Source organism: Acidobacteriota bacterium, assembly GCA_009838525.1.
In the GTDB taxonomy this organism is placed as follows: domain Bacteria; phylum Acidobacteriota; class Vicinamibacteria; order Vicinamibacterales; family UBA8438; genus VXRJ01.
Map to the genome: position 1 here is coordinate 1 of VXRJ01000038.1, position 12177 is coordinate 12177.

The 12177-nt window shown below is 68.4% G+C and carries 9 protein-coding genes; 7 read left to right on the forward strand and 2 right to left on the reverse strand.

The genetic code is table 11. The features are described from left to right. From F4Y45_17585 to preA, 7 genes are all read left to right on the forward strand, one after another. The coding region (locus F4Y45_17585; protein ID MXY26319.1) for a PQQ-binding-like beta-propeller repeat protein at positions 1-407 on the forward strand (407 nt) is incomplete at its 5' end. 193 nt (positions 408-600) lie between these two features. Continuing rightward, positions 601-2988, forward strand: coding sequence for a DUF1592 domain-containing protein (locus F4Y45_17590; protein ID MXY26320.1), 2388 nt, complete (start codon positions 601-603; stop codon positions 2986-2988). Further along, positions 2985-4328 (forward strand): DUF1552 domain-containing protein, encoded by a 1344-nt coding sequence (locus F4Y45_17595; protein ID MXY26321.1) that lies wholly within the window; start codon positions 2985-2987, stop codon positions 4326-4328. The genes F4Y45_17590 and F4Y45_17595 overlap by 4 nt, the downstream gene beginning before the upstream one ends. 102 nt (positions 4329-4430) lie before the next feature. Continuing rightward, the gene (locus tag F4Y45_17600) at positions 4431-5945 is read left to right on the forward strand and encodes a hypothetical protein (GenBank protein MXY26322.1); all 1515 of its coding nucleotides are present in this window, start codon (positions 4431-4433) and stop codon (positions 5943-5945) included. 185 nt (positions 5946-6130) lie between these two features. Then, positions 6131-7603: a dihydropyrimidinase gene (hydA, locus tag F4Y45_17605; GenBank protein MXY26323.1), complete on the forward strand. Its 1473-nt coding sequence runs from the start codon at positions 6131-6133 to the stop codon at positions 7601-7603. Continuing rightward, entirely contained in the window at positions 7521-8939 is a 1419-nt protein-coding gene (locus tag F4Y45_17610) for an NAD(P)-dependent oxidoreductase (protein MXY26324.1), read from the forward strand. Before hydA ends, F4Y45_17610 begins: the two co-directional genes overlap by 83 nt. 19 nt (positions 8940-8958) lie before the next feature. Continuing rightward, a complete protein-coding gene (preA, locus tag F4Y45_17615; GenBank protein MXY26325.1) occupies positions 8959-10266 on the forward strand; it encodes an NAD-dependent dihydropyrimidine dehydrogenase subunit PreA in 1308 nt (435 codons plus the stop codon). Between the two features lie 30 nt (positions 10267-10296). Here preA and F4Y45_17620 read toward each other — a convergent pair whose 3' ends face one another. Next, entirely contained in the window at positions 10297-11685 is a 1389-nt protein-coding gene (locus F4Y45_17620) for an alanine:cation symporter family protein (GenBank protein MXY26326.1), read from the reverse strand. A gap of 26 nt (positions 11686-11711) precedes the next feature. Next, positions 11712-12110, reverse strand: coding sequence for a cytidine deaminase (locus F4Y45_17625; protein MXY26327.1), 399 nt, complete (start codon positions 12108-12110; stop codon positions 11712-11714). Between the last annotated feature and the right edge of the window lie 67 nt (positions 12111-12177).

Genomic DNA, 12177 nt, shown 5'->3' on the forward strand with positions numbered 1-12177 from the left:
GTGGCGGGGAGGCGGGCCGGGCGGAGCTTCGCGAGATGCCGGGCACCGGCGGCCGGCTGGGGAAGTTGGCCGCCTATGACGTCCGCACGATGGACGAGGTGTGGAGCCACGAGCAGCGCGCTGTCTTCTTGACGTCGGCCCTCACTACGGCGGGCGGCCTCGTGTTCGCGGGCGATGCCGATCGCTACTTCCGCGCCTTCGACGTCCGGACGGGCGACGTCCTGTGGGAAACGCGTCTCGGCACGGCCGCCCACGGGTTCCCGATCACCTACGAGGCGGGAGGCCGCCAGTACATCGCGGTTCCGGCCGGGCTGGGCATCTTCCGGGGCCTGACCGCGTCACTCCTGCCGGAGGTCTATCAGCCGGAAATGGGCAACGCGCTGTACGTCTTCGCGTTGCCGGACTGAGAAGGTGCGCCGGCATCCATGCCGGCTGTCTCTCTTGCCGGTCTGGACACCGGCGCATCCGGCCGGCGAAACGTCCGAAAAGGCCTTGAAATCGTCCTATTCGAGGGCCTAAAATACCCGCGTGCCGGTCGTAGTCTGTCCAGGCGTCCGGTCCGCGGTCCGTGCGTGGTGTGTCCGCGCTACATGCGGAGCCATGGCGCTTCTGTTCTGTCTGCCCGTGCCGGTCGCTGCACAGCAGGCGGACGGCGTGGCCTTCACCGCCGACGAGGGCCATCGGCTGTTCCGCCAACACTGCGTCTCGTGCCACAACGACCGGCTCGAGACCGCCGGTTTCAGCCTGGAGGGTGTCCTCGACCACCTCGACGCCACCGGCATCGCGGCCGAGGCGGAGACGTGGGAGAAGGTCGTCCAGAAGCTCCGGACGGCCACCATGCCGCCGTCCAACCGGCCGCAGCCGTCTCCGGAGGAACGGACGGCGGCGCTCCACTGGTTGACGTCGACGCTCGACGCCGCGGCGGAATCCACGCCGAACCCGGGCCGGACCGAGACGCTGCGCCACCTCAGCCGGACGGAGTACCGGAACGCGATCCGCGACCTGATCGGGATTGACATCGACGCCCAGGCGTTGCTGCCGCCCGACGAGTCGGGCCACGGTTTCGACAACGTGATCCTCGGCGACCTGCCGCCGGCCCTGCTCGACCGCTACGTCTCCGCCGCGCGCCGGATCAGCCGGCTGGCCGTCGCCGGAACGTCCGAGTCGGTCGACAGCGTCGTCATCCGCGTGCCGCCCGACACGACGCAGGAAGCGCACGTGCCGGGGCTGCCGATAGGCACCCGCGGCGGTGTCGCCATAACCCACAACTTCCCGGCGGACGGCGAGTACGACATTCAGGTCAACCTGGCCCGCAATCGGAGCGGCAACATCGGCGGCCTGCGCGATCCGCGCCCGCACGACATGGAAGTCCTCCTCGACCGCTGGCCGGTCGCCAACTTCACGGTTCGGCAGCCGGAGGATCGGATCGACGACGGTCTGGTCGACGCCAACCTGAAGGTGCGCGTTGCCGCGACCGCCGGCCCGCGCGAGCTGGGGGTCACGTTCATTCAGAACGCGTCGTCGCTGCTCGAGACCGAGCGGCAGCCTCTGCAGTCCCACTTCAACGAGACGCGCCATCCCCGGCTGACGCCTGCCGTTTATCAGGTGACGATCACCGGGCCGTACGAAGCCAGGGGGGCCAACGACACGCCGGCCCGCCAGCGCATCTTCGTCTGCCGGCCCGGCGCGGCGAACCCGGGTGACGCCGACGCCGAGGCCGCGGCGGACGTGGCCGAGACGGAGGCGTGCGCCGCGGAGATCCTCTCGACGCTGATGCGGCGGGCATATCGCCGCCCGGTTGTCCCGGCCGATCTCGCGACGCCGATGACGTTCTTCCGCGAGGGCCTTGCGGCCGCCGGTTTCGACGCCGGGATCGAGCGGGCGCTCGGCGCGGTGCTGATGAACCCGGAGTTCCTCTTCCGCGTCGAGGCCGATTCGGCGGAGGCGGCGCCGGACGAGCCGTACCGCGTGAGCGATGTCGAGTTGGCGTCGCGGCTGTCGTTCTTCCTGTGGAGCAGCATTCCGGACGACGAGTTGCTCGACGCGGCGGAACGGGGCGTCCTGAGTGATCCGGACGAACTGGAACGGCAGACGCGCCGCATGCTGGCCGATCCCCGCTCGTACAACATTGCGAGCAACTTCGCCGGGCAGTGGCTGCAGTTGCGCAACCTGCCCGCGGTCAGCCCGAACGGCCGACTCTTTCCCGACTTCGACGACAACCTGCGCCAGGCCTTCCGCGAGGAGACCGAACGCTTCGTCGACAGCGTGATGCGCGAGGACGGGGGCGTCGCCGACCTGCTGCAGGCGGACTACTCCTTCATGAACGAGCGCCTGGCGAAGCACTACGGGATCCCCGGCGTCTACGGCACCCGCTTTCGGCGCGTCGAACTGGACGAGCACAGCCGGCGCGGAGGCCTGCTGCGGCACGGCAGCGTCCTGTCGGTGACCTCGTACGCCACCCGCACGTCTCCCGTCATCCGCGGAGTCTGGGTGCTGAGCAACATCTTCGGCGCGCCGCCACCGCCGCCGCTGCCGAACGTCCCCGCCCTCGAGGACGCCAAGGTGGATCCGAACCTGCCGTTGCGCGAGCGTTTGGCCGCGCACCGCGCGAACCCGGTCTGCGCCAATTGCCACCGCACCATCGACCCGGTCGGTTTCGCCCTGGAGAACTATGATGCGCTGGGCCGCTGGCGCGACCACGAAGGGGACAATCCGACCATCGACGTCTCGGGCGCCCTGCCGGGCGTCGGCGAGTTCCAGGGGATCGACGGGCTGGTGGACGGCCTGCTCACGCGTCCCGACCTGTTCGCCGGGACGATCACCGAGAAACTCATGACCTTCGCCCTGGGTCGCGGCGTCGAGTACTTCGATCAGCCGTCGATCCGTCAGATCCTGCGCGATGCCGAGCCGGACGGCTACCGGCTGTCGTCGCTCATCCTGGGTATTGTCCGGAGCGCACCGTTTCAGATGAGGAGAGCGGAATCATGATCATCACCAAGATGGCCCTGCCCCGGCGGACTTTCCTGAAGGGCGCCGGCGCCACACTGGCCCTGCCGCTGCTGGATGCGATGGTGCCGGCGGCGACCGCCCTGGCGAAGACCGCGGCGCGGCCGGTGCCGCGGCTCGGGTTCGTCTTCATTCCGATGGGGTGCGACCATGACCGCTGGACGCCGTCCGAGGACGGGCGGCTCGGGCAGTTGACGCCGATCCTCAGTCCGCTCGAGCCGGTGAAGGACCAGTTGACGGTCATCACCAAGATGGAGTTGCAGAACTCCTACCCGGGGACGCATGACACGTCCAACTCCGGGTTCCTGAGCGCGGCTTACGCCAAGCACACGGAGAGTTCGGACTACTACCTCGGAACGACGGTCGATCAGATTGCCGCGAAGGAGATCGGTCAGGAAACGCAGCTCCCTTCGCTCGAGCTGTCGATGGACCTGAACCCGCTCTCCGGGGTCTGCAACAACGGCTACGCCTGTGTCTATCAGAACTGCCTCTCCTGGTCTTCGCCGACCACGCCGCTGCCGTCCGAGGCGCATCCGCGGATCGTCTTCGAGCGCCTTTTCGGCGAGGGTGGCACGGCGGAGGAGCGGCAGGCGGCGCGGGCGAGCCGGGGAAGCCTGCTCGATGCGTTCAGTGACGACATCGCGCGTTTGAAGGGGGCGGTCGGACCGGCCGACCAGATGCGGGTCGATCAATACCTCGACACCGTCCGCGAGATCGAGCGGCAGATCGAACGGGCCGAGGCGGGCGCGCTGAACAACGCAACGATCGACGCCGACCGTCCGGTCGGCGTGCCGGCCTCGTTTGCCGACCACGCCCGGCTGATGTTCGAGTTGCAGAAGCTGGCGTTCCAGGCCGACATCACGCGCGTCGTCACCTTCCAGTTGACCCGCGAGCTGAGCAACCGGACGTATCCTGAGATTGGCGTACCCGATCCACACCACCCGACCAGCCACCATGGCGGCGACCCCGAGAAGCTGCTGAAGATCTCCAAGATCAACACGTTCCACATGTCGTTGTTCGCGGAGTTCCTCGAGAAGCTGAAGGCGACGCCGGACGGCGACGGGACGCTGCTCGACAGCACCGTGTACCTGTACGGCAGCGGGATGGGGAACTCGAGCCTGCACGACCACGAGAACCTTCCGATCCTCGTGGCCGGCGGTGCGGCGTGCGGCCTGCAGGGCGGGAGCCACATTCGCTACGCCGAGGGGACGCCGCTCGCGAACCTGCACCTGACGCTGCTCGAGCGGGTGGGAGTCCACCTCGATCAGTTCGGCGACAGCGACGGCAAGGTGGCGAATCTGTTCGATACGGTTCCGGTCTAGGGCGTGCGGCGACAGCAGCAGGGGAGACGAACCATGACCTGGGGACGACGCGGACGAACCGTGGGACGAACCGCCGCGCCGTGCGCCGCGCTGGCGATCCTGATGCTTGGCGTGGCGGTGGCGTCGGCGGCCGAGAAGGGAGCTGTCGCTGACGCCGTCGAGACGCTCGCGGCGGACGAGCGCGCCGAGCGTGTTCGCGCGCTGTTGGCGGAAGGGGCCGACGTCAACGAAGCGCAGGTGGACGGCATGACGGCGCTCCACTGGGCCGCCTACTACGACGACACCGCCACCGCGCAACTGCTGATCGAGGCGGGCGCCGACGTCAACGCTACGAACCGCTACGGCGTGCCGCCATTGTCGCTGGTGGCGACGAACGCCAACGCGACGCTCGTCTCGGCGCTGCTCGACGCGGGGGCGGACCCGAACGTCGCGCTCGAAGGCGGCGAGACGGTACTGATGACCGCGGCGCGGACCGGCAGCATCGATGCGGTGCGGGCGCTCCTTGCGGCGGGAGCCGACGCGAACGCGACCGAGCGGCGCGGGCAGACGGCGCTGATGTGGGCCGCCAACGAGGGACACAACGACATCGTCCATACGCTGATCGAGACCGGCGCGCAGGTTGACGCATCGCTCACATCGGGCTTCAACGCGCTGTTCTTCGCCGTGCGCGAGGGGCACATGGACGTCGTCGCGACGCTGCTCGACGCCGGGATGGACGTCAACGAGCTGCTCATGCGGGTGAAGGACGGACCCGACGAGACCGTCAACAATGCCAGCTTCCGTCCCGTGGACGACGGGATGAGCCCCCTGCTGCTGGCGGTTCGCAACGGTCATTTCGAACTGGCGATTGCGCTCGTCAACGCCGGCGCCGATCCGAATGACACGCGAACCGGTTTCGCCCCGCTGCACACCATGAGCTGGGTCCGGAAGCCGGACGCGAGCGATCGGGGAGATCCCTCGCCGATCGGTTCCGGAAACCTCACCACCCTGCAGTTCGTCCGCGAACTGGTGGCCTTGGGCGCCGACGTCAACCTGCAACTCGCCGAGAATGCGCCGCGGGTCCCGAACACCGCATCGAGCTTTGGCACCGGGGGCGCGACGCCGTTCGCGCTGGCCGCCGACCGGGCGGACGTCCCGTTGATGAAGCTCCTGCTCGAGCTGGACGCCGACCCGTTCATCCCGAACGCGGAGAGCAGCACTCCGTTGATGGCGGCTGCCGGGCTGGGCACCGGAGCACCGGAAGAGGAAGCGGGCACCGAGGAGGAGGCGTACCAGGCGGTCGAGTTGCTCCTCGAGCTGGGCGCCGACATCGACGCGGTCGATGACAAGGGCGACACCGCCATGCATGGCGCGGCCTACGGCAGCTTCCCGAGCGTCGTGCAGTTGCTGTCGGACCACGGCGCCGACATCGACGTCTGGAACATCCCCAACAGTATGGGTCGCACGCCGCTGTTCATCGCTGAGGGCCACCGTGGCGGCCTGCCGCGCCCGTCACGCGAGACCATCGCGGTGCTCACGGCGCTGATGGACGGCGCCGGCGTCTCGACGGAGGGACCCCGACCGGAGATCATCGACCAGTACGCGCCGAAGCCGAAGGACGAGAAGACCCAGCAGTAGCGGTGCGGCCCACCAACGTTCGATCTCCCGGTTCCAGGGTCGTCCAGCGGCTCGCGGCGAGACGGCCTCCCGGCCGGTAGCGCCGGCCGTTTGCTTGTGGAATGGCCAGGGTCACGGCCTCACGTGGTTACACTTCCCACCTGCGTTGACGGGGCCGCGGCCGCGGTTTCCGGCGTGGAAGCTGGATGAGCGTACTAATCAGGAACGGCCGGATCGTGACCGCGGCCGACGACTACCGGGCCGACGTCTTCATTGACGGCGAAACCGTCGCGATGATCGGGCGCGACCTGACCGTGTCCGCCGATCGGACCCTCGACGCGACGGACCGGCTCGTGATCCCCGGCGGCGTCGATCCGCACACCCACATGGAGATGCCGTTCGGCGGCACCGAGTCGTCGGACACGTTCGAGACCGGCACCCGGGCCGCCGCGTTCGGCGGCACGACGAGCATCGTCGACTTCGCGATCCAGAGCCGAGGCGCCTCGACCCTGGCCGCCCTGGACACGTGGCACGCCAAGGCCGCCGGCCACGCGGCGATCGACTACGCGTTCCACATGATCGTCACCGACCTGCCCGGCCAGCGGGTCCCGGAACTGCGCCGTCTGGCCGACGAAGGCGTGACCAGCTACAAGCTCTTCATGGCCTATCCGGATGTCCTCCTTTCCGACGACGCCACGATCTTCCGGGCGATGCGCAAGGCCGGCGAGGACGGGACGCTCGTCTGCATGCACGCCGAGAACGGCGTCGTGATCGATGAACTCGTCAAGATCGCGCTCGCCGAGGGAAAGGTCGAACCGAAGTACCACGCGCTGACGCGGCCCACCCGCCTGGAAGGGGAGGGCGCGCACCGCGCGCTGGCCATCGCCGAGGTCGCCCGGGCTCCCGTCTACATCGTGCACCTGAGCTGCTACGACGCACTTACCGAGCTGCGGCGGGCGCAGGAGCGCGGCGTCATGGCGCACGCCGAGACGTGCCCGCAGTACCTGCTCCTCGACATCGAGGCGTACGACGAGCCGGACTTCGGCGGCGCCAAGTACGTCATGACGCCGCCGCTGCGGGAGAAGTGGAATCAGGACGAGTTGTGGCGGGGACTCCGCGCCAAGGATCTGGACGTCATCTCGACGGATCACTGTCCCTTCTGCCTGCGCGAACAGAAGGAACTGGGCCGGAACGACTTCAGCCGGATTCCCAACGGCGGGCCGGGCGTCGAGAACCGCATGAGCCTCATTTTTCACCATGGCGTCAACGCCGGCCGCATCGACGTCAACCGGTTCGTGGAGATCACGTCCACCGCCCCGGCACGGATCTTCGGCATGTTCCCGCGTAAGGGAACTATCGCGGTCGGCTCCGACGCGGACATCGTCATCTTCGACCCGGAGCGCGAAGTCACGATCAGCGCCAGCAACCCCTGCACGCATCACATGAACATCGACTACAGCACGTACGAGGGCTTCCGGGTCCGGGGCTATCCGGAGACGGTGCTGTCGAGGGGACGCGTGGTCATCGACAACGGCGAATATGCCGGCCGGGCCGGGGACGGAGAGTTCATCAAGCGCGGGCCGTATGGCGGCGCGTATGCTCCGCACGCCGCCACGCTGCGGCAGGGCGCAGCCGAGGACGCCGGCGGACGTCGGCGGAAGGGCGAGAGCGGAGAGTAGAGTGGCGAACTCCACGTCGACGCCCGGCGTCGCGCCGGGCCGGCTGCCGGCCCCGGCCTACGACGAGAACTTCGCCGACCTGCATCCGCCCTATAGCGCTCACGAGGCTGCGGTCGCGGCGGACCGATGTTACTTCTGTCACGACGCGCCCTGCGTTGCCGCCTGTCCCACGACGATCGATATCCCGCTGTTCGTGCGCCAGATCTCGACCGGCATACCGCGGGCCGCCGCGAAGACCATCCTCAACCAGAACATCCTGGGCGGGATGTGCGCGCGGGCCTGTCCGACGGAGACCCTCTGCGAGCAGGCTTGCGTCCGCGAGGCAGCCGAGGGGAAACCGGTCGAGATCGGCCGGCTGCAGCGCTTCGCCACCGACGCCCTGATGGCGCGGGACGGGCATCCCTACCAGCGTGCCGACGCCACCGGCCGCCGTGTCGCCGTCGTGGGAGCGGGGCCGGCGGGGCTCGCCTGCGCCCACCGGCTTGCCATGAAGGGGCACGCCGTGACCCTGTTCGACGCGCGGGCCAAGGCGGGCGGGCTCAACGAATTCGGCATCGCCAGCTACAAGACGGTCGACCGTTTCGCGGAACGGGAGGTCGAGTGGCTGCTCGGGATCGGCGGCATCGCGGTGGAGTTGGGGCGGCGCCTGGGCGGTGACCTGACCCTCGACGGGCTCGTGCAGGACTACGACGCGGTCTTCCTGGGCATCGGGCTCGGTGGGGTCAACGCGCTGGGGGTCGGCGGCGACGGGGCGCGGAACGTGGCTGACGCCATCGATTTCATCGCCGAACTGCGCCAGGCCGAGGACCTGGCGACGCTTCCCGTGGGGCGTCACGTCGTGGTCATCGGCGGTGGCATGACCGCTATCGACGCCGCCGTGCAGGCGAGGCTTCTGGGCGCCGAGGACGTTGCCATCGTCTACCGGCAGGGGCGCGAGCGGATGAGCGCGTCCGGCTACGAACAGGAGCTCGCGACATCGAGGGGCGTGCGCATCGTAACCAACGCCCGTCCGGTGCGGTTCGTGACGGAGGGCCGGGTGCGTGCGGTGGAGTTCGTCCGTACGGAGGATGTGCCGGACGGCTTCCGGGACACCGAGGAAGCGTTCCGGCTACCCGCCGATCAGGTGTTCAGGGCCATCGGCCAGACGCTCGAGCCGTCCACGGCGGGCCTGGCGCTCGAAGGCCGCAAGATCCGGACCGCGGGTCCGGGACGCACGAGCCTCCCGGGCGTCTGGGCGGGGGGCGACTGCGTCGCGGAAGGCGACGATCTGGTTGTCACCGCAGTCGCCCAGGGACGTGACGCGGCGGAAGACATCCATACGGCCCTCATGGGTTGAATCTCCGGAGTTTCGTGACATGGCATCACTGGCAACCGACTTTCTCGGCATTCGTTCTCCCAATCCGTTCTGGCTCGCGTCGGGACCACCGACGGACAAGGAATACAACGTTCGCCGTGCGTTCGAGGCGGGCTGGGGCGGCGTCGTCTGGAAGACGCTGGGCGATGTGGGGCCGCAGGCCGTCAACGTGAACGGCCCGCGATACGGCGCCGTGTGGGGAGCGGACCGGCGCCTGTTAGGCCTGAACAACATCGAGCTGATCACCGACCGTCCCCTGGAGCTGAACCTCCGCGAGATCAAGGCGATCAAGTGCGACTATCCCGACCGGGCCGTCATCGTATCGCTGATGGTGCCCTGCGAGGAGCACGCGTGGCAGCGCATCCTGGGGCATGTCGAAGAGACCGGGGCGGACGGGGTGGAGCTCAATTTCGGTTGCCCGCACGGCATGAGCGAGCGGGGCATGGGCTCGGCCGTGGGCCAGGTGCCCGAGTACATCGAGATGGTGACCCGGTGGGTGAAGGCGGCGACGCGGATGCCGGTCATCGTCAAGCTCACCCCCAATGTCGCCGACATCCGGCGCGCTGCCCGCGCCGCGAAGGCGGGCGGGGCCGACGCGGTCAGCCTGATCAACACCGTGAACTCGATCACGTCGATCGATCTCGATACGTTCAGTCCCGAGCCCTCCATCGATGGGAAGGGCAGCCACGGCGGCTACGCCGGTCAGGCCATCAAGCCGATCGGCCTGCACATGGTGGCCGAGGTCGCCCGGGATTCCGAAACCGCGGGCCTGCCCATTTCGGGGATAGGCGGTATCACCACCTGGCGCGACGCCGCAGAGTACATCGCACTCGGCTGTGGCACCGTTCAGGTCTGCACGGCGGCCATGGCCTACGGATTCCGGATCGTCCAGGAGATGATCTCGGGACTGGAGCTCTGGATGGACGACAAGGGGTATTCGCGGCTGAGCGACTTCGAGGGGCGCGCTGCACGGAACGTCGTCGACTGGCAGTACCTCAACCTCAACTATGTCGCCAAGGCGAACATCCACCAGGAGCATTGCATCCAGTGCGGGCGTTGCTACGCCGCGTGCGAGGACACCTCGCATCAGTCGATCGCGATCCGGGACGGGCGCCTCTTCGAGGTGATCGACGAGGAATGCGTCGCCTGCAACCTGTGCGTAATCGTCTGTCCGGTGGAGGGTTGCATCTCGATGGATGCACTCCCGGTGGGGTCCGTCGACACGCGTACCGGCCAAGTGGTCGGCGAGTACGCGAACTGGATGACCCATCCCAACAACCCCACCACGCGCTCGGACCGCGAGTCCTGACGCCCTCGTCCCCGCCGGCTCAGGGATGCGTTAAGTGCGATAGCGTTCGAGTTCGCGCCTGACGATCGGCGCCATCAGGTACAGGCCGACCAGGTTCGGGATGGCGACCACGAAGACCAGCGCATCCGACAGATCGGTAATCGCGCCGAGATTTACGCTGGCGCCGACGACGACGAACAGGCAGAAGAAGAACTTGAAGCTGAGGTCCTGCAGGCGTCCTTCACCGGCCAGGTACGTGAACGCCTTCAGCCCGTAGTAGGCCCAGGCGATCATCGTGGAGAAGGCGAACAGGATGGCCGCGATGGCGAGCGGGACGGGAGACCAGGAAAGCGTGGAGGCGAATGCTCGGATCGTCATCTCGATCCCGCTGACGTCACCCGAGGCGAGCGACGGGTCGTAGATCGTGGTGGTAATCACGAGGGCGGTCGCCGTACAGATCACGACGGTGTCGATGAACGGCTCGAGCAGGCCGACGAAACCCTCGCTGGCCGGCTGCGGGGTGCGGGCCGTGGCGTGGGCGATGGCGGCGCTGCCTAATCCCGCTTCGTTCGAGAAGACGGCGCGCCGGAATCCGATGATGAGCGCGCCGATCGCGCCTCCGGCGGCGCCGGAAGGCGTGAACGCCCCCTCCCAGATCGCCGCGATTGCACCCGGCAGCCGGTCGGCGTTCAAGGCGATGGTCAGCGCGGCGAGCGTCAGGTAGAGCAGCGCCATCGCCGGCACGAGCCGGACCGTGGTGCGGGCGATGGACTGAATCCCGCCGATGATCACGAGGGCTACGACGCCGGCCAGCCCCAGGCCAATCAGCCATCCGCGCCCCGCGAAGAGGCTGGCGTCGCCGCCGGTGATGTCGATGAAGATCGCCGCCGCCTGGTTCGACTGGAACATGTTCCCGATGCCGAGGCAGCCGAACACCAGGCTGGCCGCGTAGAAGGCGCCGAGCCGGCGGCCGAGGCCCGGCCAGCCGCGTTCACCCAGTCCCCGCTCCAGGTAGTGCATCGGTCCGCCGGAAACCGACCCGTCGGGATTCTGGCGCCGGTAGAGCACGCCGAGCGTGCACTCGGCGAACTTGGACGACATGCCGAGCAGCCCCGCGACCATCAGCCAGAACGTGGCGCCGGGGCCGCCGGTCGAGATGGCGACCGCGACGCCCGCCATGTTGCCGATGCCCACCGTACCCGAAACGGCGGTCGTCAACGCGCTGAATTGCGAGATCTCGCCCGGGTCGCCCGCGCGTGCGTACTTCCCGGAAACGACGCGCACCGCTTCCGCGAATCCGCGCACGTTGATGAACCGGAGATAGATTGTGAAGAAGAGTCCTCCGCCGACCAGCCACAGCACGATCAGTGGCATCTCCGTCCCGAACAGCGGAACCGTGAAGAAGATGAAAGCCGAGACCGCGTCCGCCACCGGACGCATGACGGCGTCGATGCGCTGATCGATAGTCACCGCAATGCGTCGGGTCCGAACGCGTCGGGCAGCATCTCGCTGATGGTGTGGTGTTCGTTGACGCGAAGGTCTCCACCACCCGCTTCGTACAGCAGTTGGCGGCAGCGGCCGCACGGCTTGCCCGGTTGCAGGTCGTCCGCGTCCCGGCCCGCCACTACCGCGATCGCCACGAGGCGGCCCCCGCCGCTCGCGTGCAGGGCGCATACCACCGAGCACTCCGCACAGAGCGCCAGCCCGTAGGAGGCGTTCTCCACGTTGCAGCCCTCGACGACGCGCCCATCGTCGACGAGGCCCGCGGCGCCCACGTAGTACCCGGAGTACGGCGCGTAGGCGTGGCGGGCCACGGCGCGAGCGCGGCGAAACAGATGGTCCCAGTCTGGTCGGGCGCTGCTCATCCGGGCAGCGTAGCAGACTGGCGCACCTTGCAGGCCGCCCTCGACTTTCGTGTACCCTTTGGTGCGA

Coding starts and splice junctions, on each gene's coding strand:
- F4Y45_17610 (MXY26324.1), top strand. CDS start 7,521: ATGCTCCGCACGCCGCCACGCTGCGGCAGGGCGCAGCCGAGGACGCCG.
- F4Y45_17625 (MXY26327.1), bottom strand. CDS start 12,110: ATGAGCAGCGCCCGACCAGACTGGGACCATCTGTTTCGCCGCGCTCGC.
- F4Y45_17600 (MXY26322.1), top strand. CDS start 4,431: ATGCTTGGCGTGGCGGTGGCGTCGGCGGCCGAGAAGGGAGCTGTCGCT.
- F4Y45_17620 (MXY26326.1), bottom strand. CDS start 11,685: ATGCGTCCGGTGGCGGACGCGGTCTCGGCTTTCATCTTCTTCACGGTT.
- F4Y45_17590 (MXY26320.1), top strand. CDS start 601: ATGGCGCTTCTGTTCTGTCTGCCCGTGCCGGTCGCTGCACAGCAGGCG.
- hydA (MXY26323.1), top strand. CDS start 6,131: ATGAGCGTACTAATCAGGAACGGCCGGATCGTGACCGCGGCCGACGAC.
- F4Y45_17595 (MXY26321.1), top strand. CDS start 2,985: ATGATCATCACCAAGATGGCCCTGCCCCGGCGGACTTTCCTGAAGGGC.
- preA (MXY26325.1), top strand. CDS start 8,959: ATGGCATCACTGGCAACCGACTTTCTCGGCATTCGTTCTCCCAATCCG.